The organism is Gemmatimonadota bacterium (assembly GCA_009838845.1).
GTDB lineage: Bacteria > Latescibacterota > UBA2968 > UBA2968 > UBA2968 > VXRD01.
In genome coordinates this window covers 37,883-62,679 of sequence record VXRD01000003.1, presented here as the reverse complement: position 1 = coordinate 62,679, position 24,797 = coordinate 37,883, and the positions used below count along the sequence as shown (strand labels likewise).

25 protein-coding genes are annotated in these 24,797 nt (G+C 50.9%); 22 read left to right on the top strand and 3 right to left on the bottom strand.

Translation table 11 applies throughout. The features are described 5' to 3' along the window. Positions 1-73 precede the first annotated feature (73 nt). From F4Y39_00495 to murD, 3 genes are read left to right on the top strand one after another with little or no spacing between them, the layout of a single operon-like run. Positions 74-1,315 carry an asparagine synthetase B gene (locus tag F4Y39_00495; protein ID MYC12182.1) on the top strand — a complete coding sequence of 414 codons (1,242 nt, stop codon included), beginning with the start codon at positions 74-76 and terminating at the stop codon, positions 1,313-1,315. A gap of 13 nt (positions 1,316-1,328) precedes the next feature. After that, positions 1,329-2,315 (top strand): MoxR family ATPase, encoded by a 987-nt coding sequence (locus F4Y39_00490; GenBank protein ID MYC12181.1) that lies wholly within the window; start codon positions 1,329-1,331, stop codon positions 2,313-2,315. Positions 2,316-2,335: 20 nt separating this feature from the next. Then, positions 2,336-3,712 (top strand): UDP-N-acetylmuramoyl-L-alanine--D-glutamate ligase, encoded by a 1,377-nt coding sequence (murD, locus tag F4Y39_00485; protein ID MYC12180.1) that lies wholly within the window; start codon positions 2,336-2,338, stop codon positions 3,710-3,712. 113 nt (positions 3,713-3,825) lie between these two features. Here murD and F4Y39_00480 read toward each other — a convergent pair whose 3' ends face one another. The 3 genes from F4Y39_00480 to F4Y39_00470 form a co-directional block, all read right to left on the bottom strand. Next, positions 3,826-4,683, bottom strand: coding sequence for a sigma-70 family RNA polymerase sigma factor (locus F4Y39_00480; GenBank protein MYC12179.1), 858 nt, complete (start codon positions 4,681-4,683; stop codon positions 3,826-3,828). A gap of 101 nt (positions 4,684-4,784) precedes the next feature. Beyond that, positions 4,785-5,294, bottom strand: coding sequence for an 8-oxo-dGTP diphosphatase (locus F4Y39_00475; protein ID MYC12178.1), 510 nt, complete (start codon positions 5,292-5,294; stop codon positions 4,785-4,787). Positions 5,295-5,298: 4 nt separating this feature from the next. Next, complete coding sequence (locus F4Y39_00470) at positions 5,299-6,267, bottom strand: quinone oxidoreductase (protein ID MYC12177.1); 969 nt, start codon at positions 6,265-6,267, stop codon at positions 5,299-5,301. A gap of 99 nt (positions 6,268-6,366) precedes the next feature. On the opposite strand from F4Y39_00470, the gene F4Y39_00465 reads away from it, so the two are divergent. The 19 genes from F4Y39_00465 (at position 6,367) to F4Y39_00375 (ending at position 24,796) form a co-directional block, all read left to right on the top strand. Then, on the top strand, positions 6,367-7,383 hold the full coding sequence (locus F4Y39_00465) for an aminomethyl transferase family protein (protein MYC12176.1): 1,017 nt from the start codon (positions 6,367-6,369) through the stop codon (positions 7,381-7,383). Next, entirely contained in the window at positions 7,236-7,769 is a 534-nt protein-coding gene (gene folB / locus F4Y39_00460) for a dihydroneopterin aldolase (GenBank protein MYC12175.1), read from the top strand. Before F4Y39_00465 ends, folB begins: the two co-directional genes overlap by 148 nt. Then, positions 7,766-8,296: a 2-amino-4-hydroxy-6-hydroxymethyldihydropteridine diphosphokinase gene (folK, locus tag F4Y39_00455; protein MYC12174.1), complete on the top strand. Its 531-nt coding sequence runs from the start codon at positions 7,766-7,768 to the stop codon at positions 8,294-8,296. The genes folB and folK overlap by 4 nt, the downstream gene beginning before the upstream one ends. Before the next feature lie 17 nt (positions 8,297-8,313). Then, positions 8,314-8,967 (top strand): deoxynucleoside kinase, encoded by a 654-nt coding sequence (locus F4Y39_00450; GenBank protein ID MYC12173.1) that lies wholly within the window; start codon positions 8,314-8,316, stop codon positions 8,965-8,967. Between the two features lie 3 nt (positions 8,968-8,970). Next, positions 8,971-9,804, top strand: a complete 834-nt coding sequence (panB, locus tag F4Y39_00445; GenBank protein ID MYC12172.1) for a 3-methyl-2-oxobutanoate hydroxymethyltransferase — start codon at positions 8,971-8,973, stop codon at positions 9,802-9,804. Continuing rightward, positions 9,804-10,658, top strand: coding sequence for a pantoate--beta-alanine ligase (locus F4Y39_00440; GenBank protein MYC12171.1), 855 nt, complete (start codon positions 9,804-9,806; stop codon positions 10,656-10,658). Before panB ends, F4Y39_00440 begins: the two co-directional genes overlap by 1 nt. 148 nt (positions 10,659-10,806) lie before the next feature. Then, on the top strand, positions 10,807-11,415 hold the full coding sequence (locus F4Y39_00435; protein ID MYC12170.1) for a superoxide dismutase: 609 nt from the start codon (positions 10,807-10,809) through the stop codon (positions 11,413-11,415). 21 nt (positions 11,416-11,436) lie between these two features. Beyond that, entirely contained in the window at positions 11,437-11,916 is a 480-nt protein-coding gene (locus F4Y39_00430) for a redoxin domain-containing protein (protein MYC12169.1), read from the top strand. Positions 11,917-11,928: 12 nt separating this feature from the next. Then, complete coding sequence (locus F4Y39_00425) at positions 11,929-12,255, top strand: iron-sulfur cluster assembly accessory protein (GenBank protein MYC12168.1); 327 nt, start codon at positions 11,929-11,931, stop codon at positions 12,253-12,255. 275 nt (positions 12,256-12,530) lie between these two features. Continuing rightward, positions 12,531-14,219: a ribonuclease Y gene (gene rny / locus F4Y39_00420; protein ID MYC12167.1), complete on the top strand. Its 1,689-nt coding sequence runs from the start codon at positions 12,531-12,533 to the stop codon at positions 14,217-14,219. Positions 14,220-14,223: 4 nt separating this feature from the next. After that, entirely contained in the window at positions 14,224-14,598 is a 375-nt protein-coding gene (locus F4Y39_00415) for an iron-sulfur cluster assembly scaffold protein (protein ID MYC12166.1), read from the top strand. 54 nt (positions 14,599-14,652) lie between these two features. Beyond that, positions 14,653-15,780 carry a tRNA epoxyqueuosine(34) reductase QueG gene (queG, locus tag F4Y39_00410; protein ID MYC12165.1) on the top strand — a complete coding sequence of 376 codons (1,128 nt, stop codon included), beginning with the start codon at positions 14,653-14,655 and terminating at the stop codon, positions 15,778-15,780. Continuing rightward, positions 15,777-17,156, top strand: coding sequence for a tRNA (N6-isopentenyl adenosine(37)-C2)-methylthiotransferase MiaB (gene miaB / locus F4Y39_00405; GenBank protein ID MYC12164.1), 1,380 nt, complete (start codon positions 15,777-15,779; stop codon positions 17,154-17,156). Before queG ends, miaB begins: the two co-directional genes overlap by 4 nt. Continuing rightward, on the top strand, positions 17,153-18,037 hold the full coding sequence (gene lipA / locus F4Y39_00400; GenBank protein ID MYC12163.1) for a lipoyl synthase: 885 nt from the start codon (positions 17,153-17,155) through the stop codon (positions 18,035-18,037). The genes miaB and lipA overlap by 4 nt, the downstream gene beginning before the upstream one ends. Positions 18,038-18,125: 88 nt before the next feature. After that, positions 18,126-19,499 (top strand): GWxTD domain-containing protein, encoded by a 1,374-nt coding sequence (locus F4Y39_00395; GenBank protein MYC12162.1) that lies wholly within the window; start codon positions 18,126-18,128, stop codon positions 19,497-19,499. 76 nt (positions 19,500-19,575) lie between these two features. Further along, positions 19,576-19,812 (top strand): type II toxin-antitoxin system prevent-host-death family antitoxin, encoded by a 237-nt coding sequence (locus tag F4Y39_00390; GenBank protein ID MYC12161.1) that lies wholly within the window; start codon positions 19,576-19,578, stop codon positions 19,810-19,812. Then, entirely contained in the window at positions 19,812-20,192 is a 381-nt protein-coding gene (locus F4Y39_00385) for a type II toxin-antitoxin system VapC family toxin (protein MYC12160.1), read from the top strand. The genes F4Y39_00390 and F4Y39_00385 overlap by 1 nt, the downstream gene beginning before the upstream one ends. Positions 20,193-20,275: 83 nt before the next feature. After that, positions 20,276-21,160: a restriction endonuclease gene (locus tag F4Y39_00380; protein ID MYC12159.1), complete on the top strand. Its 885-nt coding sequence runs from the start codon at positions 20,276-20,278 to the stop codon at positions 21,158-21,160. Between the two features lie 30 nt (positions 21,161-21,190). Then, positions 21,191-24,796, top strand: a complete 3,606-nt coding sequence (locus tag F4Y39_00375) for an indolepyruvate ferredoxin oxidoreductase (GenBank protein MYC12158.1) — start codon at positions 21,191-21,193, stop codon at positions 24,794-24,796. Position 24,797: the final 1 nt, after the last annotated feature.

The window sequence follows — 24,797 nt, the reverse complement described above, 5'->3', positions numbered from 1 at the left end:
CTATCCGTGTTTATCTGTGGTTGCTTCTCGCCTTTCACTTCTCGTCTTACTTTTTTTTCTAACAACACCATCCATCTCCCCAGCGGCGATTGGTGGCGGAAGCGCGAACGTCGGCAAAATTCTCATCCCCATGGACGTATCGCAAACAGACCATCTCAAAGCCTACGGCATTGCGTATTGGGCATTGCAACAGGGTCATCCCGTCGAGTGGTTGCTCAACTATCGCGGCGGTTCCTTCCTCATCGACAACCACGAAACCATCGCGCGCGAAGCCCGAATACGCGCCGTCTCCTTCCAGGCCATCTCAGCCGCACAGGCCACGCGCATCTACGCCGATATTGAATCCGGCAACATGAACCGCATGCGCCTTGAAAAAGCTCCTCGCATCGCGGTCTATACCCCCCCGAACAAACAGCCCTGGGACGACGCCGTCACACTGGCGCTCACGTATGCGGAAATTCCCTACACCACATTGTGGGACGAAGAAGTCCTCAGTGGCAAACTCGAAAACTTCGATTGGCTGCACCTGCATCACGAAGACTTCACGGGACAATACGGCAAATTTTATCGCAGCCACGGCCACACCCTCTGGTACCGCCAACAACAGGCCGGATTCAAAGCCCTCGCTGGCAAATTGGGTTTTGCCAAAGTCTCCCACCTCAAAGGCGCGGTTGCACAGGCCATTTACAACTACGTCGCACAGGGTGGATTTCTCTTTGCCATGTGCTCGGCCACCGATACCTTTGACATTGCCCTTGCCGCGCGAGGAATCGACATCGTCGATAGCGTTTACGACGGCGACCCCGCAGACCCACAGGCGCGTCAAAAACTCGATTTTTCACGCACAGTAGCCTTTGAAAACTTCAACCTCGTTATGGACCCCCTCGAATACGAACACGGCGACATCGACCTGTCGCCCATTGAAATGAGCCAGATCAAAAATGCCGATATCGACGCCTTTTCACTATTTGAATTCTCGGCAAAATACGATCCCGTGCCCACTATGCTCACGCAAAACCACACACCCATCGTCCCCGGCTTTTTGGGCCAAACAACGGCCTTTCGCAAAAATCGCATCAAAAAATCCGTCACCATTATGGGCGACATACCCGGCACCGACCACGTCAAATACATCCACGGCAACATCGGGAAGGGCACATTCACATTTTATGCGGGACACGACCCGGAAGACTATCAACACTTTGTCAACGACCCGCCCACGCAACTCGCACTGCACAAAAATTCGCCTGGCTATCGCCTCATCCTCAACAATATTCTCTTCCCGGCGGCGAAAAAAGAAAAACGCAAAACCTGAGAAAGGAAACAAAATGCCCGAAGCATCGCCTCACGAAGACCTCCAGGCAGTTGAACAATTAAAAACCGCGTATGACCAGATCGTCGCCGAAATTGGCAAAGTCATTATTGGACAGCGGGAAATCGTCGATCAACTACTCATCGCCCTCCTCTGCGGGGGCCATTGTTTGCTCGTAGGCGTGCCCGGCCTTGCCAAAACACTCCTCATCAGCACCCTCGCGCGCGCCCTTGACCTGTCTTTTAGCCGCATCCAATTTACCCCCGACCTCATGCCTTCAGACATCACGGGCACAGAACTCCTCGAAGAAGACCAGACCACCGGACACAAAGCATTTCGCTTTGTCAAAGGTCCCTTATTTGCCAACATCATCCTGGCCGATGAAATCAACCGCACCCCGCCCAAAACCCAGGCAGCCTTATTGCAGGCCATGCAAGAACACGAAGTCACCGCCGGGGGAGGAACCTTTCGCCTCGAAGAACCATTCTTTGTCTTAGCCACCCAAAATCCCATCGAACAAGAAGGCACCTATCCCCTGCCCGAAGCCCAACTCGACCGCTTCATATTTAACCTGTGGATCGATTATCCCACCCAGGAAGAAGAACGCGCCATTGTCAAAGCCACCACAGGTGCCCAAACCCACGACGTACAGCCCGTAATTAACGCCGAACAAATTCGCAACCTCCAGCAACTCATCCGCAAAGTTCCAGTAGCCGATCACATCGTAGATCACGCAGTGGATCTCGTCCGCAAAACCCGCCCTCAAAATGCAGACACATCCATCGGCAACATGCTCAGATGGGGCGCCGGCCCACGCGCATCCCAATGCCTCATCCTGGGCGCCAAAGCGCGCGCCGTACTCAGCGGACGCTTTGCACCCTCTATAGACGACGTCTCTTTTGTCGCCAAACCCGTCTTGCGCCATCGCCTCGTCACGAATTTCAACGCCGAAGCCGAAGGCATCACCCCGGTCGATCTCATCGATCAATTGTTAGAGGAATAGCCCTCACCTGGAGACTTCCCGTGAACCTAAAAGGCCAGCGCGTCACAGTAATGGGATTGGGATTATTTGGCGGGGGCGTGGGAGCGGTGCGTTTTTTGGTACGCAAAGGCGCGGTGGTGACAGTGACGGACTTGCGCCCTGAAAAAGACCTGCGCGCTTCAGTACGCGCCCTGAATGGATTACCCATCGCCTTTAAACTGGGGGGACATAAGGAAACGGATTTTCGGAAAACAGATTTAATTGTCGCCAATCCCGCGGTACCCCGGTCATCGCGATACTTGAAAATCGCAGAATCTGCGGGCGTACCCATCACATCGGAAATCTGCCTATTTGTCGAACGCTGTCCTGCGCCCATAATCGGCATAACGGGCAGCAGTGGCAAAACCACGACAACTGCGCTCATAGGAGAAATGCTCAAACAAAAAGACAAACGCACGCAAATCGGCGGCAATATTGGGGGATCGTTACTCGATGAGTTGGACCTGCTACACGCCGATGTACCCATCGTACTGGAATTATCGAGCTTTCAACTCGACCGATTGGGAGATCTGCCGTGGAGCCCCCACATCGCTGTCACAACCAACTTCGCGCCAAATCACATCGACGTTCACGGATCTCTACAAGCGTATCGAAAAGCCAAGCAACAAATCGTCATGCACCAGACAAAAGGCGACTGGACGATTGTCAACGGAGAAGATGCCGAAGTATCTCGTTGGACGGGCGCCGGGCAGAGGGTGGTATTCGCCGTTGAAGGCGAAGGGGATGTATTTGTCCGCGAAGGAAAAATTCAACATGCTATCAGTGGCGATACGCGAACCGTCTGCTCTGTCGATACCATATCCTTGCGTGGTCGGCACAACCTCGCCAACGCACTGGCGGCTACGGGTGCAGCAGTCATAAGCGGCGTATCTGAAGAAAACATCGCCGAGGTCTTGCAGACATTTCAGGGGGTACCGCACAGATTGGAGCAAGTAGCAAAAGTCAACGGCGTTCTCTATGTGAACGATTCAATAGCCACGAGTCCCGACCGCACGCGGACAGCACTCATGGCATTTGACAAACCGATCGTGCTGATCGCTGGCGGCTACGATAAGGGAATTGCATTTGACGATTTGGGAGTGGTGATAGCGGAAAAGGTCGCACATCTGATTGTGATGGGCGAAACCGGGGATGCGATTGCGGCAACTGCAAAAGGGAAAACCAGTATTCACCGCGTAGAAAATTTGGAAGAAGCGATGGGCTGTGCAACGGATCTCGCACAAGCTGGCGATGTGGTATTGCTATCGCCAGCATCGGCGAGTTACGACCAGTTTCGCAATTTTGAAGAGCGCGGCCAGCGATTTCGAGAATGGGTGGAAAAATTGCAACGAAATGCAAACCCCGCTAAATCTGGATAGATCACAATAGGCGAATCAGCGAATCAACGACATAGTTTTTAGCAACTTTGGGTGGTAGGGTGGGGTTCGTCTATTCGTCTATTCGTCTATTCGTCTATTCGCTTTTGTTTTTTTCACGTATCTTCCGCATAGGGCATCAGCTTTCGCCCGCGCGTGGGGTGGCGCAACTTTCGAAGTGCTTTTTCTTTAATTTGCCGAATCCGTTCGCGCGTCAGGCGAAATTGCTTGCCAATTTCTTCGAGCGTCATCTCCGCACCGCCGCCCAATCCAAAATAGAGTCGGATCACTTTTTGCTCGCGCTCATCAAGGGTGCTCAAAGCACTTGAGATTTCAGCTTTGAGGGTATTTCTCAATGCCATTGCGTCGGGCGACTCTTGAGAATTGTCGGGCATCATCTCAAGAAGGCTATTTTCCCCATCGCCAAGAGACGTATCGAGAGACAAGGTGCGCTGTCCGCTGGTGAGAATATCCGTAACCTGCTCTACCGGAATATCCAATTCTTCGGCAATTTCTTCTTCCGCAGTGCGCGTCGAAGTCTCTTGCTGCCGACTACTTCTACAGCGAGATATGCGTCTGAGCAATTCCACGCGATTGAGCGGAAGGCGCACGACCCTGGCGTGTTCCGCCAGTGTTTGCAAAATAGATTGGCGAATCCACCAAACAGCATAAGAGATAAACTTAAACCCCCTCGTCTCGTCAAAACGCTCTGCCGCCGTGATCAAACCGACGTTTCCCGCGCTGATGAGATCCACGAGCGGAACGCCTTGATTTTGATATTCGTAGGCAACTGTAATCACAAAGCGCAGATTGGCTTCAATGAGTTTTGCCCGTGCTTCCTGATCGCCTTTGCGAATGCGAACAGCGAGCGCAACTTCCTCTTCGGAAGATAGAGGTTGAGACGAAGCCACATCTTCGAGATAGTGATGCAATGCATCTTTGGAAAAACTTTTAGCCGATGTAGTCAAAACAATCACCTCATTAAAGAGAAAGTGAAGAGTTTGTTAAGTTTCGTTTATCAAACGCCCTGATATATAGCCATTCTGCCACAAGAGTCAAGTAAAAAACACACAGCTTACCACATCTCAATCTCACTGGTCGCGACGGTTTTGCAGTCGGTCGAAAATGTAAATATCGCTCTGACGCGCTTATGCGCCAACACATAGGGATACCAATAGGTAGCATCATCCCACATCGCATCAAAGGGCAGGTGATCAATTTCAAACCACACAGGGCGTATTTCCCCTGTTTCCGTCGGCTCACCCTGCCACCTGCGCCCAATAAAAATACGGGTCGTGAGACTCCATTTGGGACGGGTGGGAAAATAAAACGTCAAATGCCCGGCATCCACAAGATCCTGAACCGACATCACAACGCCTGTTTCTTCACGCATTTCGCGCACAGCGGCTGCACGCACCGTTTCCCCGGGTTCAATTTTCCCACCAATACCCGTGTATTTCCCCACGCCAAAACCGCGTTTTTTGTAGCCGAGCAAAACATGGGTTATGGGATCGCCCCCCTGCTTACCCCCGCAGGGGCAGGCTCTCACGAGTAGTATCAGCGTAGTGTGATTCTCGATACACATACAACTATGGAATCAACAGCACTTTCCCCGTAGTCTGCCGACCTTCGAGGCGCTTATGTGCTTCGGCCGTATTTTCAAGAGGATGTTCTTCTCCAATACGCACATCTAGACTGCCGTCTTGAATCCAGCCCATAACCTCGCTGGTGCGCTGGAGATATTCTTCACGGGTCTGCGTGTAGCTATTGAGCGTCGGGCGCGTGAGATAAATAGACCCTTTTTGCGACAGAAGCAGGGGATCAATCGGCGGAACCGGCCCGCTGGCATTGCCAAAAAAGACCATATAACCGCGCGGCTTGAGGCAATTGATGCTTTTCTCCCAGGTGGCCTGGGCAACGGAATCGTAAACAACCTCGACGCCCTGACCATCTGTGAGGCGCAGAACTTCGGCTTCAAAATCCCGTTCGGTATAAAGAACGATATCATCGGCACCAGCGCCCCGTGCCAGAGCCGCTTTTTCTTCTGTAGATGTGGTGCCAATAACCCGAGCCCCGCGCATTTTTGCCATCTGTACGAGCAAAAGACCAACGCCTCCTGCGGCTGCGTGGACGAGGCAGGTATCGCCTTCTCGAATCGGATAGGTGCTATTGACCAGATAATGCGAAGTCAGCCCTTGCAACATCACCGCGGCTGCGGTTTTAGTAGCGACATCTGAGGGAATTTTGACCACCTCGGCTGCGGCTGCGACAACTTGCTCGGCATAAGACCCCTCCACACTTTTCCAGGCCACGCGGTCGCCCTCAGTCAAATCCGAAACCCCTGCGCCCACCGCATGCACGATGCCGGCACCTTCCAGGCCCAGCGTCAACGGCAAATTCAGCGGATAAAGGCCCGTTCGGTGATAGGTGTCGATAAAATTGACACCCGCTGCTTCTATGGTAATTCTCACCTGTCCCTCGCCTGGATCTGCGACATCAATATCTTCAAAACTCAAAACTTCTGCACCACCGTATTGCGATATGCGAATAGCTTTCACGCGAATCTCCTTTTGATGAGAATAAGAATCCTTTGACAAAAACGGCGTTTTCAAAGTATATAGATATTACCACAATTAGGCAATAGGAGGATAAGATATATGTCATCGCATCGAAATGTGGAAACGCAGTACCGTGCCGTTCGAGAAAACGCGGGAGTATTCAACCGCAGCAAGCGAGGCAAAGTGCGTGCAGAAGGCGCAGATTGTCTGAGATTTTTGCACGGCATGGTGACCAACACCGTTGAATCCCTCGCCGAAAATGAAGGCAATTACGCTGCAGTCACATCGGCGCGAGGACAAACGCTATTAGATGTTTGGGTCCACCGCTTACAAGATTGTATCTATATGGAAACAGAACCGGGACTTGCGACAAAGTTGATGGAAACCCTGGATCGCTATCTGATCGCCGATGATGTCGCACTATCGGACGAATCCGACGCCTGGGCCATATTAGGGGTACAGGGTCCCACAGCCCTTGAGCTGGCCGGTCGAGTTGTTGGGCGCATACCGGCTGACCTCCCCGAACATCATACGATTATACGCAAATTTGAAGGCATCCCAATTTGGGTCACCGCGCGATCATACACGGGTGAACCGGGCTGTGATCTCCGCATTGCACAAAACCGTGCCGATTCATTGCGGCGGGCACTCGTCACAGCGGGAGGAACGCCAATCGGCTGGCAAGTGGAGAAAATATTGCGGGTTGAAGCTGGCATCCCCCGTTATGGCGCCGAGATAGATGAATCAGTCGCGCCCCTCGAAGCTGGTTTAAATCGCGCAGTCGATTTTGACAAGGGATGCTACATTGGACAAGAAGTAATCGCCAAAATGCACTTTCGAGGACGCCCCCGCCGCTACCTAACCGGCTTGTTACTGAATAAAGGCACTTCAGCACATGCATTGAGCGGCAATACGCCTGTTTGTGGCAATATCACAGTCAACGATAAAACCGTCGGACGGGTAACGACATGTGTGAAATCTCTCCACTTCAATCGCGCAATCGCCCTTGCCATCATCCGACGGGGCTATCACGAAGCAGGACAGCGCGTGCTACTGGACGACGGATCAGAGGCCGAAGTGGTCAACTTGCCATTTACAGCAAACCGCTTGACTTAACACATGGAATTGTAAATATTAGCACCATGACAAATGACGTACTGAGAATAAAAAATATGGCTTTTTACGGCTACCATGGACTGTTTGAAGAAGAGGCCAAACTCGGTCAAAAATTTGAAGTTGACGTAGAAATCTATGGGGATTTCAGGGGATTTGCACACAATAATACGTCTCAGTCCGTAGATTATCCGCGCGTCTGTAAAATAGTCGAGCAAGTTGTGACGGGGGAAAGGTTCGGCCTTGTCGAAGCCCTGGCGGACCGCATCGCTGACGTTTTGCAGTCGGAATTGGGATTGTCAAAACTCCTCGTGCGAGTTCGCAAACCCAACCCACCGGTATCCGTCAATTTCGATGGCGTTGAAGTTGAAGTGAGACGTGAAACGTGATCTACATTGGCATTGGCGCGAATTTGGGAGATCGAGAAAAAACGCTTCAGGACGCGACGGGTATCCTAAATGAAAAACCCGAAATCGCCATTATCGCTGCCTCTGCTGTCTATGAAACCGCTCCGATAGGTGTCGTTGACCAGCCGTATTTTCTCAATGCAGTTCTGCAAGTCCATACCAGTCTCTCTGCGCGAAGTTTATTGAATTGCCTACTGGCAATTGAGCGCAAATTTGGTCGCCTGCGCGAGACGCGATGGGGCCCGCGCACACTGGACCTCGATATTTTACTCTATGGCGATGCCATCATCAACCAGCCGGGCTTGCAGGTGCCACACCCACACTTACACGAGCGCGCATTTGTCCTGGTGCCGCTTTGCGACCTCAAACCCGACCTCAAACACCCCGTCCTGGGTCAATCGATTCAATTTTTGACCGAGTCACTGAATAAAGGCACTTCAGCACATGCTTTGGGCAGGGATTTGCCCGTGCGAAAAATTGAAGGTCTCAATTTGATCATGAAAAAATAAGGCCAAGGGATTTAGCATTGCGATATATAGCCATTGAAGGAGTAACAGGTGTGGGCAAAAGGCGTTTGGCTCGCCTTCTGGGACGTCGTCTAAATGCCCGCCTGATGCTCGAAGAACCCGAAGAAAATCCCTTTTTGCCTTTGTTCTACGAGGCTCCCGATCAATATGGCTTTCAAACCCAGGTCTTTTTTATGCTAAGCCGCTATCGACAGCAACAAGAACTACATCAGATGGATTTATTTGAAGAAGCCGTGGTCAGCAATTTTATTTTTGAAAAAGATCGCATCTACGCCAACGTGACACTCAATGATACGGAATTTGCGCTCTATGAGCGGCTGGCCGAAACACTGAGCGAAAAACTTCCCCGTCCAGACCTGGTGATTTATTTACAAACCACAGTCAATCATCTGATGCGGGGTATAAGACGCCATGAACGTGGATATGAAAGAGAGATAACAAAAAAATACATCTCGGAGTTATTGGAAGCTTATAACCATTTTTTCTTTCATTATTCGATAACACCGCTGCTCGCAGTTAATGTATCGGAGGTCGATTTTGAAAACCGTCCGGAACACTTAGAGGATTTATTGGCACAAATTAAATCGCCTCCGTCCGGAACCCGTTATTATCGACCAGCGCACATGGAAGCTGGCAAAACGAGGCGGACTTGACCTATGGGATCGCGCGTAAAACCAGAAACCCTCGCGCTGATGAAACAACGAGGCGAACCCATTGCGATGTTGACCTGTTACGATCATCCCACAGCTGTTTTTCAGGATGCTGCTGGTGTCGATGTCATTTTTGTGGGAGACTCGGTAGGCGTCAATGTGTTGGGATATAAAAACCCACAGCAGGTGACAATGGATGATATGCTCCACCACACGCGCGCAGTGCGGCGCGGAGTCGTGAGTGCTCTGTTGATGGCGGATTTGCCCTATCGAGCTTACGAAACGCCGGAGCAAACAATAGAAAATGCGCGACAATTGGTTTCCGCTGGCACCGAAGTGGTTAAACTCGAGGGGGGGCGCAATATAACGCCCCAGGTCGAGGCGCTCGCCGCCGAGGGCATTCCCGTGGTTGGGCACGTTGGCTATACGCCTCAAACGCGCACGGGTAAACGTCCTGTGTTTGGCGATCGCGCCGAAGAAGCACTTGATGTCCTGAAAGATGCCGATGCACTGGCGTCTGCCGGCGCACTGGCCGTGGTTTTAGAATGTGTGCCCGAGCGCATTGCCGAAGTCGTGACCAAACGGTTGTCCATGCCAACCATTGGAATAGGCGCCGGGCGCGTATGCGATGGACAGGTGCTGGTTGCACACGACATGCTGGGTGTTTACAAAAGCCATTATCGGTTTGTCAAAACATACACAGACCTCAAAAGTGTGATGCATCAGGCATTTGCAGACTATGTCGCAGATATCAAGTCGCGTCGATTTCCAGAAGACAGACACCGTTTTAAGATAAAAAGCGCGGAACTGCGCCGATTTAGAGCGCAAATAGACACATAATGGCCGTAAAAATTATAAAAACCGTCCGCGAAATGCACCGCGCAGCGGACCGTATCCGACAGGCGGGCCTGCGCATCGGGCTTGTACCCACAATGGGATATCTACACGAAGGCCATCTCAGCCTCGTGCGCCAGGCATTAAAAGTGACAGATCGGGTTGTGGTGAGCATTTTTGTCAACCCGCTGCAATTTGGCCCCGCCGAAGATCTTGCAGCCTATCCAAGAGACATTGATCGGGACCTGGAACTGATCGACCAGCACGGCGTGCGTCTCGCATACCTGCCCGAGGAAAAAGAAATATATCCCGGAGATTTTGCGACATCGGTGCGCGTGGCAAAGCTGACCGAAAGGCTTTGTGGTGCAAGTCGTCCGGGACATTTTGAAGGTGTGACAACAATCGTCACCAAACTATTTACAGCCGTAAAACCCCATGTAGCTGTTTTCGGACAAAAAGACGCGCAGCAAACAATCGTCATTCAACGCCTGGTGCGCGATCTCAACCTGGATGTGGAGATACAGATGGCCCCCACAGTGCGCGAAGCAGACGGATTGGCGATGAGTTCGAGAAATGCGTATTTGAGCGCTGAAGAACGGCGAGAAGCCCCCGCGCTTTACCGCGCATTGATGGTGGGGCAAAAAATGATCGATCGGGGCGAAAGGCGTGCCCAAAAGGTCATCGAAGCCATGCGCGATGTCATTGAACCACAGCGCAGTGCAAAAATTGACTATATCGAAGCCGTCGATGCAAAAGACCTCACGCCCGTTGCAGAGCTAAAAGATTCCATTTTGCTCGCCGTAGCTGTGCGCTTCGGCAATGCACGCCTGATAGACAACGCGCTTATTCGCGTCAAATGATTTTTCCAGATATATATCAACTTATTGTAAGTATTTGTGTTATATAAAATAAACAACTTGTATAAGGACTTGACGCCCTTATGGGAGTTCATTATATTTTGATTTCCGACTCAGTAACGCTATTCATCTTTAAACAAGGAGTTTCAAAATGGCATACGAATTGCCCGACTTGCCCTATGCTTATGATGCACTCGAGCCACACATTGACGCGCGGACGATGGAAATTCACCATTCCAGGCATCACAATGCCTACGTGACCAACCTCAATGCCGCGCTTGAGGGACACGATGACCTGGCAAATCAGTCTATTGAGAGTTTGATCACCAATCTGGCCAGTGTGCCAGAAGATATCCGCACGGCTGTTCAAAACAACGGCGGCGGCCATGCCAACCACAGTTTGTTCTGGACAATTATGAGTCCCAATGGCGGCGAACCAGGAGGTGCAGTCGCCAGCGCTATTGTCGCCGATTTGGGCAGCATGGAAGCTGCAAAGGAACAATTTGTCACCGCTGCGACAACGCGCTTTGGAAGTGGATGGGCCTGGCTTGTGGTCAAAGACGGCAAACTCGATATTTTGAGCACTGCCAATCAAGATAATCCGATCATGACAGGTGACGGAACGCCCATTCTCGGCCTCGATGTGTGGGAGCACGCTTATTATCTCAAGTATCAGAATTTGCGTCCCGATTATATTGAAGCCTGGACCAATACAATTAACTGGGACGAAGTCAACCGCCGTTACGAAGCTGCGCTATAAGTTTTCCAAAGGATATGAGAAATGGGTATTACTGTAGGTGACCAGGCACCAGATTTTACGTTGAAATCAAAATCTGGTGATGATATGAACGATATTTCTCTGAGCGATTACAGAGACGAAAAAAACGTCGTAATTTTGTTTTTTCCACTCGCTTATACCGGCGTCTGCACCGATGAAATGTGTTCGGTCAGTGCTGGTTTAGCCGATTACGACGCACTCGATGCACAGGTTTTGGGCATCAGTGTAGATAGTCCCTTTGCCCAGGAAGCATGGGCAGAGAAAGAAGGTATTACCATTCCCCTGCTCAGCGATTTCAACAAAGAAGTCAGCGCGGCTTATGGATCGCAATTCGAAGACCTGATTGGATTTAAGGGCGTGGCAAAGCGTTCTGCTTTTGTCGTAGATAAAAGCGGTGTGGTGCGCTTTGCTTCTGTGTCCGACGATCCAACCGAGTTGCCCGATTTTGATGCGATCAAAGCGTGTCTGCAAGCGTTGAGTTAATGGAGGCATTATATGGTCTGCGTCACAGAAACCGCAGCGGGCAAAATCAAAGAGCTCATGGACCGAGACGGACGTCCCGAAGATCACGGTTTGCGCCTGAAAGTGATCGGTGGCGGATGTTCTGGCCTTCAATATCAGCTCGATTTCGACGAGACAGCCCGCACAGATGACAGCGTGATCGAAGCCTATGGCGTTCGGGTTTTTGTCGATATGAAAAGCGCGCTCTTTTTGACAGGCACGGAACTGGACTACGACGATGGCTTGATGGGAACGGGGTTTCGGTTCAACAATCCCAATGCCAAAAATCAGTGTGGATGTGGGGAATCGTTTAACGTTTGAACGTCGCTTTGTAGAAAAGCCCATGTGCAGAAGGGAGGGGTCGTCTCGCGATTCCTCCCTTTTGGGTCTCTTAAAATATTTGGGTTCACGACATAACCCCTTTATCGCTTTAAGTCAGCTTCTGAGGAACAAAAACGCATGACCCCTATTTTTTATCTGCTTTTTCTTATTTGCGATGCGTATAACGCATCGGCGCAGTTTGTGCAGAGAGACATCTTCAAACGCACCTGCGCTATGGATATAAAACCGGATTTGAATTTTGACAGGAGGCTCCAATGGACATGCTACTTCAGGGAGCTTCAATGGCAGCTAACAGTATCATCTATCTGGCAGTCGCCATTGCCCTTATTACGTTTGGAATCGGGTGGTTTGTTGGCACCCGCATTAGAGATCGAAAGATGCGAGATATTGAACAGCAGGCAGAGAAACACGCAACCCAACTCGCAAAAAAGGAAGACCGAGATCGCAAGGCTGCTTTTTTAGAAATTAAAAATAGCTGGTATGAAGAAAAGGCCGAAATTGAAAAGTCTTTTGATCAAAAACAGCGTTCTTTAGACCGTCGAAATGACGAATTTCACGAACAAGAGACTCGCCTGGCAAAACAGGCCGAAGTTGCAAGTCAGCGAGAAAAGACCTTAACCCGGCGGGAACAAGAAGGAAATCAAAAAGCCGTACGTTTGGAGAAACGAGAACTGGAACTGACCGATATTCTCGATCAGCAACGGGCGCAATTGGAGCGTATTTCGGGCATGAATGCCGACCGCGCCCGCGAGATGCTACTCGAAAACATCCGAAATTCACTGCGTCAGACAGCCGCAAATATCGGCCGAGAAATTATCGATCACGCCAGGGAACGAGCCGACCGCGAAGCCAAGAAAATTCTGGCACAGGCAATAGAACGCTGTTCCACAGATCAAACCGTACAGTCATCCATATCGGTTGTCACATTGCCCGATGATCATATCAAGGGACGCATCGTCGGCAAAGAGGGGCGCAATATCATTGCTTTTGAAGCTGCCACAGGTGTAAAAGTTATTGTAAACGATACACCCGAGGCGGTTGTCTTATCCAGCTTTGATCCGGTTAAGCGCGATGTGGCGCGTTTGTCTATGGAGCAATTGGTGCGCGATGGTCGGATCAATCCAAGCCGCGTTGAAGCGGTTGTTGCCAATTGCGAAAAAAAGATCTATTCGCTCATTGCTGAAGAAGGCCGTCGGGCAGTGCGCGAATTGGGCATTGAGTCCGTGCATCCAGAACTGGTCAAACTAATCGGAAAGCTCAAATATCGCACGAGTTATGGGCAAAGCGTTTTGGGGCATTCCAAAGAAGTGGCTTTTCTGGCCGGTGCAATGGCAGCAGAATTGGGCATGGATGAAAAACTCGCGCGGCGATGTGGGATGTTGCACGATATTGGCAAAGCCGTGGACCAGGAACTCGAGGGCAAACACACCGACATTGGCGCGCACCTGGCCGGCAAATACGGCGAGGGCCAGGAGGTTATCAACGGTATTTTTTATCACCACGGCGAGGCAGAGGCTTCTACCCCGCTTTCGTTTTTGGTCAAAGCAGCCGATGCAATTTCTTCATCGCGGCCCGGTGCTCGTCGCGACGATGCCGAAGGGTATATCAAACGGGTGCGCGATTTAGAGGAGGTGGCGCAATCTTTCGATGGCGTGCGCGATGCATATGCCATCAATGCTGGTCGCGAAGTGCGCGTGCTGGTCAATGCCGGGCGTGTGAACGACGAACAGGCCAAAGATCTATCCTTTGCAATTGCTGAGCGCATTCGCGAGGAAATGACCTATCCAGGCGAGATTCAGATCACGGTGATTAGACAAATAATCGCCACAGATTGGGCTGGTCGCTCTGGCAAACGCATCTCGCGCAGCCGGGGACGACGCTACGGACGACGCGGTCGCAATAGCAATTATCGCTCGGGAACTTCTGCACGGGCCGGTGCGTAATTCCATGTCTGACGGTTACTCCACGATCTTACGGGATCATTTTGAACATCCCAAAAATGTCGGCGCATTGGACACCCCCGATGCGACTGGATTTGCAGAAAATCCCGCTTCGGGGACGACCCTATCCCTGCATCTTGCCATCAAAGACGGCGTTATTGATCGCGCGCTCTTCCGCGCACAGGGATGTGCTGCGACCATTGCTTCGGGATCTGTGCTCACGGAATGGGTGGTTGGCAAAACGCCCATTCAAGCGTGCAAAATCGCTCGCGGTGATATCGAGACCGCGCTTGGCGGCTTGCCCCCCACGCGAAAACACGCCGCTGATCTGGCGGTAGATGCGGTTCACAACGCACTTGGCAAACTGGCTCGTCAGACCTGAGAATCACGGGGCAGGGCATTGTTGTGTCCTGCCCTCTATTTTTGGAGTGCCTGCATGACCCACCGGATTAAGAACGCGGCGCGGCGTTTGGGATTTGATCCCGTGGGGATTGCATCCGTAGATCCCCCGCAACACTGGGCATTTTATCAAAAGTGGTTGGGAATGGGCTACGCGGGGGAAATGGGGTATTTGGCTCGCAATCTGGATCGGCGTTCAAATATTCGCCAGATATTTCCAGACGCCAAATCAGTACTGTGCGTGGGTCTCAATTATCAGCCCCGTTCCGATGGGTCTGATAATGGCGGTGAGCCCAAAGGGCAGATTGCGCGCTATGCGCGTGGCGATGATTATCACACCGTCATGAAAGACCGCTTGCTACAACTCCTATCTGAAATTCAGCAAATCGAACCCTCTGCTGAGGGGCGGGTCTATGTCGATACCGGACCTGTTTTGGAGCGCGATTTCGCCGCTCGAGCCGGGCTGGGCTGGTTTGGGAAACACACCTGCTTGATTGACAAGGGTCGCGGTTCCTGGTTTTTTTTGGGCGAGATTATTCTAAATCTCGATCTCAAAGTTGATCGCCCGCAACTCGATCACTGCGGCACCTGTACGCAGTGCCTGGACGCGTGTCCAACAGATGCCATTCCAGAACCTTATGTCGTGGATTCGCGGCGGTGTATTTCCTATTTGACCATTGAATTGAAAGGCGCTATTCCGCGGGATTTGAGATCGGATATAGACAACTGGGTCTTTGGATGTGATATCTGTCAGGAAGTATGCCCCTGGAATCTCAAACACGCAAAACCAACCTCTGAAAATGCTTTTCAAGCGCGCGAGGGTTTGAATGCGCCCGCGCTAACCGACTTGCTCCACATGGATCAAGAGGCTTTTTCAAAGCGATTCAAAAACAGCCCGATCAAACGCGCCAAACGGCGTGGATTATTGCGAAATGTTGCCATAGCACTGGGCAATGTGGGAAGCAAATCTGAAGTTCCCGCCCTGGCAAATGCCCTGAAAGATGATGAGCCACTCGTGCGACAACACGCGGCCTGGGCACTGGGCAAAATTGGGGGTGCGCGGGCGAGACGGGCACTTGATAAAGCACTATTGTGTGAACGCGATGCAGAAGTAATTGAAGAGATGCGTTTGGCAAGAAACAAAATAAAAAGGAAACGAACGTGAGCGCATTGCTCAATATCGAATTAGACGGTCGCGCCGTACAAACCGAGCCCGATATACCTGTCGCGCCCATGTCTGGGCAAAAGGTTTTTATCGAGACGTACGGTTGCCAGATGAATGTATCGGATACAGAACTGATGCAGGGCATTTTGAAGCAATCGGGCTATACCTCTGCTCATCGCCCAGAAGATGCCGATGTCATTGTGCTGAACACCTGCGCGATACGCGAACACGCCGAAGAGCGAATAAGGGGCAGATTGGGGCAATTGCGCAAGCTGAAGTATCGGCGTCCAGACCTGATTATGGGGGTATCGGGGTGCATGGCCAAGCACGTTTCAGAATCCCTGATGAACGACGCCCCCTACGTCGATCTCGTCGTGGGGCCAGATTCATATCGGCGACTACCCGAACTCATCGCCGAAGCGCGTGGCGATTCCGCTCTGGATGTGCGTTTGGATCGCGGCGAATATTATATGGACATCAATCCCTTGCGCGAAGAGGGCAGCAATGCCTGGATTACCATTATGCGCGGATGCGATAAGTTTTGCACATTCTGCATCGTGCCCTACGTGCGCGGCAGAGAGCGCAGTGTGCCAGCGCGCGAAATTGTCAGACAGGCTCGTGCCGCCGCCGATGCGGGTTTTCGAGAAGTCACCTTATTGGGCCAAACCGTCAATTCTTATCGCGATGGCACCTGTGATTTTGTCGATCTGCTTTCGATGATTGCGCGCATAGACGGCATTGACCGCATTCGCTTTACCTCGCCCCATCCGAGTGATTTCTCTGAAAAATTCATTGAAATAATGGCGCGTGAAAAGAAAATTTGTCGCTTTATTCATTTGCCTGTGCAATCGGGGTCAAACCGCGTTCTAAAAGCGATGAAACGCAGCTATACGGTCGAAGATTACCTCGCCCTGGTAGATGATTTGCGCAGCGCGATGCCAGATCTGTGTTTGAGTACAGATATTATCGCCGGTTTTTCCGGTGAAACCCAAACCGACTTTGAAGCTACGCTGGAATTAATGGCGCAGGTGCGTTATGATTCCGCGTTTATGTTTAAGTATTCTGCTCGAAAAGGCACAGTCGCTTTCCGCGAGATGCCCGATACGGTACCAGAAGAGGAAAAGGTAAAAAGACTCGAAACCATTATAGCACAACAAAATCGCATTTCTGAAGAAATCAATGCGACTTATATTGGTCGTACGCTCGAGGTTTTAGTACAGGGAAATGCCCGCAAAGGCGAGGGGTTCGCCGTGGGAAAATCCGATGGTTTTAAGACAGTCGTATTTCCCCGTGAGGGCGTCGCAGACAACGCGCTGACCAATGTCGAGATTACCCAGACGACCTTGCGCACACTGACCGGGCGGAGGGTGCAATGAATGGCTTGATGGACATTGAAACACCTCCCGTGCGCCGAAGGCGACTGCCCGAATGGTTTCGCGTACCAGCCCCGGGCAGTGAGGGATACCGCGCGTTGAAAAACTTGATGCGCGGGTTAAATCTCCACACAGTGTGCGAAAGTGCGCGCTGTCCCAATATCGGCGAATGCTGGAACTCGGGCACGGCGACATTTATGATTTTGGGAGATGTGTGTACGCGGAGTTGTGGATTTTGCGCGGTAAAAACCGGTCGTCCAGAGGGCCTTGATACCGAAGAACCCGAACGGGTCGCCGAAGCCGTGCAGACAATGGGATTGCGGCATGCAGTGGTCACATCGGTCAACCGCGATGAACTCCCAGACGGGGGCGCACGCATCTTTGCCGAAACGATATATGCGATTCGGCGGTTGTGCAGACACACAAAGGTCGAAGTCTTAATCCCGGATTTTCAGGGCAATTGGCGGGCATTGCACATAGTCATAGAAGCAGCACCCGATATCTTAAACCACAATGTCGAAACCGTACCGCGCCTGTATAAAACCATGCGTCCCCAGGCAAAGTACGACAGGTCGCTGGCACTTTTGAAACGGGCTAAAGCAATGGGGCGCAATATGCCTACAAAATCGGGTATTATGGTCGGCGCGGGCGAAACCCCGGCCGAAGTGCGCCAGACGACACGAGATATCGCAGATTGCAAAACAGATATTCTCACAATAGGCCAATATCTGCAACCGTCTGCTCAACACGTTCCTGTGGCGCGCTTTTACCATCCCGATGAATTTTTGGAGCTCAAACAATTCGCGCTCACACTGGGTTTTCGGCATGTCGAATCCGGCCCACTGGTGCGCAGTTCCTACCACGCCGCAGATCAAGTGGCTTGATAACGCTTGATTCCATTTTCTCAACTTTTTATACTGTTCTTACAATACCAGCCGGGGAATTGTGGTCTATAACACCTGGAGGATCGTCATGCGTCTCATAAAATGGTATGTTGCGATAGTCGCCGCCTGTTTCTGGACAACGGCATATGGGCAAGAGGGTGCACCAGTATATCGGGATATGCCTTTGCGCTCAAAGGGCGAATTGCGCGTTTTTGCCGAAACCGCTGCATTTCGAGGACCTCAAAACCTCACGCGTCTGGAAGTCTATACATTAATAGATGCGCGACAATTGCAGTTTGTACCCGAAGAAGGCAAATACGTATCCCAAATTGACTTTGAACTTTCTCTGCAAGACTCCGCGGGAAATCCCACAGTGCAAGAGTTGTGGACGCGAAATGTTTCGGTAGTAAATATCCGAGAATTGAAACAAAATGGCGCGCTGGTGCGCGATATCATCGCCGTTGATATTGCGCCCGGTCCCTACAAAATGACGCTGACAGCCGAAGATATTTACGGAGATATTTCAGGCATTTGTGAAGGGAATATGCGCGTGCGCCGTTTTGAGGGTACTGAGTTGGTCGTAAGCGATGTGGTATTCGCTTCGGAATTGAAAAAAGCCGAATCTGCCGGGCGCTTTGTCAAAAATGGATGGCACGTCGTCCCCAATACAACGCGCTTCTTCCGCGTGGGTAAACCAATACAGATCTACTTTGAGGTTTACAACTTCAAGGTCATGCCCAACAGTCCCAATGATTCATTTGTTTTGGGATACAGTGTGCTCGACACCGCCGATGTCGTTGTCAAATCGTATCCGGCAAAGCGACTGATTAAGCCCGGCGAAAGCGTGGTAAAAACAGACGTTCTGGAAACAGAAGGACTATCTGGCGGCGCGTACGATTTGCAAATCGAGTTATTTGACCGCAGCACGCGCGAACATGTGCGACATAAACGCAAAGTCTTTCTCATTTCAGATGAAAATGAAAATCCACAATTGACGGAGGCACAACAGGAACAATTGCGATATTTTCAAACCATTCATCACATTGCGTCTGAAAAAGATCTCGGTCTTTACGAATCTTTGCCAACACAGGATTCAAAAATGAAATTCCTCCGGACATTTTGGAAAAAACTGGATCCGACTCCAAAGACGCCCTTAAATGAACGGCTTCGAGACCATATAAATCGCATGAAATACTCCGATGATACGTTTACATCGCAGCCGGGAAAGCGGGGATCAGAGACAGACAAAGGGCGTGTTTATATCAAATACGGGCCGCCCAGCGAGCGCGACTATACCACATCGGCTGCAATAGGAAAAGCCATAGATACCTGGACTTACGAAAAGTCGGGACGATATATTTTTATATTTTTCGATCGCCGCGGAACCGGCGTTTACGAACTGGTGCATTCGACCATGTCGGGTGAACTCTACAATCCCAATTGGCAAGACACAGCATTTTAAAATGTACTAACCTTCGGTGACTAAAGTTTAGGCAGAGCAAAAAGTCCTAACAGGAGGCCTTTCAATGCAGATGAATATACAGGAAGCAAAATCCCAACTTGCGCGGCTGGGAGAACTGGCTTGGCAGGGCGAGGAGGTCGTAATAACCAAGGCTGGCAAACCATATTTGAATTTGGTGCAGTATCGCGGTTCTAAGAAAGTGCGAAAACCCGACTTGCTGAAAGGACAAATTTGGATTGCCCATGACTTCGACGAAACATCCGAGGAAGTGATTGATTCGTTCTACAATAGCACTTTATTTCCCGAGGAGTAATGCAACGTCTTTTGCTTGATACGCATGCCCTCATTTGGTGGTTTGCAGAGTCCGAGAAATTAAAGCGATATGCCTACGAGGCTATTACCAACTCGGAGAATGAGGTTTTTGTTAGTGCTATTAGTGGTTTGGAGATTGCTATCAAATCCTCTCTGGGTAAGCTTAAAGGTCCTAATAGCTTAGGTGCCATGGTTGAGGAGGCAGGCTTCACGCATCTTCCTGTGACTTTCTTTCATGGAGAACAGGCAGGCCATCTTCCATTATATCACCGAGACCCCTTTGATCGAATACTGGTTGCCCAGGCCCAAGTCGAAAAACTTATACTCATTACCAGAGACTCTCAAATCATGCAGTACGACGTGTCTATCATAGAGGCATAAACACAAGTAACACGCAATCTATTCATAAACATTTTAGAATGAATTGCAACCACGCTTTAAAACAAATTTTATGAGATTTTGTAATGGCTGACAATTTCAATCCAGACGTTCCAACCTTTAACGATCTACTAAATCCGACACTTACTGCGCTCCATGCTCTTGGGGGCAGTGCTTCTATTAGAGAAATCACCAATCAAGTAATTAAACAGATGGAACTGTCTTCTTGTATTGCCCAAGTTCCGCATGGGAGGGGAAGCCAGACAGAACTGGAATACAGATTAGGCTGGGCGAGAACCGCCCTCAAAAAGTACGGTTTGATCAATAATTCAGAGAGAGGTATATGGTCTCTTACTGCTAAGGGAAGTAAAACTCAGAATGTTGATCATGGAGAAGTTAGAAAGGTTATTCAACAGAATCAAGCTGGCAAGCAAGCCAATACCGACGAAGGCGTCCTACCACAAGAAATCAAAATCTCAGCCGAGGATTTCGCAAATGAAACTGCTACCTGGCGTGAAGATTTGCTGGATATCCTCCGAAACATTTCTCCCGACGCATTTGAGCGATTATGCCAAAGGCTATTGCGAGAATCGGGCTTTATTGAGGTTGAGGTGACGGGGAAATCGGGCGATGGTGGAATTGACGGGCATGGAATAATCCGTCTTGCGGGGCTTATTAGTTTTCCTGTACTGTTTCAGTGTAAGCGCTACAAAGAGAGTGTGAGCGCGAGTGTGGTCAGAGATTTCCGCGGCGCAATGCAAGGCCGTGCAGATAAGGGGTTGATCCTAACTACAGGCAGCTTCACGAGGGGCGCGCAACGAGAAGCCACGCGGGATGGTGCGCCGCCGATAGACTTGATTGATGGCGAATTGCTGATGGAAAAAATGAAAGATCTCAAACTCGGCGTGAGCGTGAAGACAAAGAGGGTTGAGGTCGTAGAAGTGGACAGAAGTTGGTTCGATTCGATTTAGCGGATATATCGCATTGCGTAAAGGATATTGATGGATCCTCGATTTACATTTGAAAAGGGCACGGGCATTTTTACGGGCAATGAACTCATCGTCAAAGGTTGCCTCGAAGGCGGCATGGGGTTGATGACGGGATATCCCGGATCGCCTGTGGCAGAAGTATTTGATGCAGCAGAGCGCATCCGCGAGTTGTTGATGGAAAAAGGCGTAATGGTGCAAATTGCCAACAACGAAGCCCTGGGAGCAGCGCGTCTCAATGGGGCGCAGATGGAATCTATTCGCGCCATCGCAGTCATGAAAAGCGTGGGCGTGCACGTCGCTTCAGACGCGCTGGCACTGGGCAATATGGCCGGAACGGGCGAAGGTGCTGCTGCGGTTGCCGTATTTGGCGATGATACGTGGTCTGAGGGCACACAAGTGCCTGCTGATTCTCGCTTTATCGCCAAACATCTGTACATGCCCTTGTTCGAACCCAGCACCTTTCAGGAAATGAAAGACTGGATCAAAGTCGCCTTTGAGTTATCGGAAAAGACCCGGCTCTATATCGCCTACCTCGTGACGTCCAATCAGGCAGATGGCGGGGGCACGGTCGAAGTACACGCAAACCGGTTTCCCGAAAAAACATTTAACAATCCCATCCGTCTGGACCCGCTGACGATTTCCCCAGATGATCGCGTGATTATCCCGCCACATACAGTGGTAAAAGAAAAGGAGGTCCTCGAGCAGCGTTTTCCAAAGCTGCTCACCCTCGCAAAAGAATACGAGTTGAATCGAATTTTATATCGGCCAGACTCTGGCAAAAAGCGAATCGGCTTTGTCACCAGCAGTTTGGCCTATTGTTATTTGGAACACGCGCTCAATATGGTTGGGTTGGGGGGTAGCATACCCATTTTGAAATACGGGATTACGTATCCGATTGATTCGGAGATCTTGCGCGAATTTGCGGACCTGGTCGATGAAATTTACGTGGTGGAAGAAAAACGCGGTTTTCTGGAAGAACAAATTGGCGCCGCTTTACAAAACCTGTATCAGGCAGGAAAAACAAAAGCCTTCCGGATATGGGGCAAACGCTTTCCCAATGGATCAGGTTTCCCCGACAGTTGTGGCCTGAATCCCAGTATCGCGCTCAATGTGCTGGCTCCAGTGTTGAAATCGCTCGACGACCCCACAGTACCCGTAGATGCCGAGCGCATTGATACTATTGTCGCCTTGATGGCTCAGACAGAAACATTTGACCTGAGCGCATCGGTTCGCACACCCTCGTTTTGTCCGGGCTGTCCGCACCGCGATTCGGCCAGTGTGCTGGACAAGATGATCGACGATTTCCAAGATGGCGATTATATGCAGCGCAAGCACGGCACAGATCCAATGGATCTGATTTTCCACGGAGATATCGGATGTTATTCTCTGTTGAAATACGAGCCATTTAACCGGCTGATGCACAATTTATCGGGAATGGGACTCGGCGGTGGCACGGGTGCGGGTATCGATCCTTTTATCGACAACAAACAACTCGTATTCATGGGCGATTCGACATTTTTCCACAGTGGAATGGCGGCGATTTCCGATTCGATCAAACACGGGCAAGATATTACCTATGTCATTTTAGACAATAAGACCACGGCAATGACGGGGCATCAGCCCACGCCGGGGGTAGATATTGACCTGATGGGACGCCCGACCTTTGCTCAGGATATTGAACAGGTCGTGTGCGGTTTGGGTGGCGGTACAAATGGCCCGGTGATGGTCGCCCGCATGAATCCAGAAAATCGGGAGGCGTATCGCGATATCCTGGAACAGGCACTTCTAAAAGACGGCGTCAAAATAGTCATTGCCGACAAAGAATGCGGCATCACATATCACCGTCGCGTGCGCGCAGAGCAGATACAGACCGTTCGGGAAAAGGGATTTCTGTCGGAAGAAACCCACATCAACATCACGCCAGAAGTCTGCGAATATTGTCTGGAATGCACGCAAGCAACCGGATGCAGCGGCTTGACCGTAGAAGAAACCCTCCACGGTCCAAAAGTCGCGACCGATCTATCTTTGTGCGTTGCCGACGGAGCGTGTACAAAGGTCGAAGTTGCAAATGGCGATAAAACGTGTCCCTCGTTTGAACGCCTGACCGTTCACCGATCGCGCGCGCCCGAGGTGCAAACCGAATCAATCGATCTATCGAATATTCCCGAGCCCGAATGCCGCGACTTCGATACGGCCTGGTACGCGTATGTAGCTGGCGTAGGCGGCATGGGCATCAATACCATTTCTGCGATTATCTCCGTTGCAGGCGCGAAACAGGGATATACCGTGCGATTTACCAACAAAAAAGGACTGGCTATTCGCAACGGCGGCGTGTATTCGCACGTCAGCTTCACCAAAGACGAGCGGGTGATTTCACAATTGACGCCCTACGGACATGCAGACTTGCTGTTGGGATTGGATATTCTGGAGGCCGTGCGCGGGTTAGATCCGAATGGAACCGGCCGCGTGGGCAGCCCACAGCGCACCACAGCCGTTGTGGAAACTGGCAAGCGCGAGACCATTTTGTCGATGATTGGACGAGATGATTTTGATACAGACCATCTGGAGAATATCTTGCGGCGTTATACCAACGCCGACACGTATTTTGGGATGGACCTCGGCGAAATCTCCGAACGATACCTGGGCAATAAAATCTATGCCAATAGCATCTTGCTGGGCGCGGCATTTCAACGGGGCGCATTGCCCCTAACACTGGAAAATATCCGGTGGGCGATGAAGCAAAATATCAAATCGAATGAACTCGAAGCCAATCTCAAAGCATTTGAGATGGGGCGCAAAGCCGCGTTGGATCCCGATGCATTTTTCAAACCCAAACTCGTAACCACATACAGGGGCCTCATCGACGACAAAGCGGAAATTCTGGCCAAAACGCGAGGCGAAAAATTGGCCAAAACCTATCGCACCCTCTCGGAGACAGTCGCAGACTGGTTACTTTCCGACGCGACAAAATTGCAATTTGCCCTCGGCGTTTACGACCTCATTCAATGGGGCGGTATCGAATACGCGCAGTCTTATGTCGTCCGCGTAAAAGGGATTTACGACCGCGATAATGTCCAATATCAGTATCGCGCAACCGATGCTGCGGTGCGCTTTCTCGCCCGCGTGATGGCCTATAAAGATGAAATCTATGTGGCTCATCTATTGACAAGCGAAGAAAAGTACCGCCGCGATCGCGCGCGTTACGATGTCGATCCCGGTCGCGGCGACCGAATTTCTTACAGGCATTTAACCCGGCCGCATTTCACCGTCCTGGGACTGGACATCAGATTCGATATTCAAACCCGCGACTGGATGCTCAATATCATGAAGCGGGCGCGCTTTTTACGCAGGCTTCCCGCCTGGCACCGCGAGGAAAAAAACTATCGAGACTGGTATATCGATCTGGTAGATAATTTTGATTTTGACAATACAGAGCGATACGATATTTATGTGAAAGTCCTGCGCCTGCCCGACGACGTACGGGGCTACCGCGAGGTAATCTGGCCCAAGATGGCCGCCGCCAGAGAAATGGCGAACTACTGGCTCAATGGCAAAGGAACACCCCCCAAACTCGACCGCGAGGTCCTCGATATCGAGCCTGTGGTCGAAAACGCTTAAA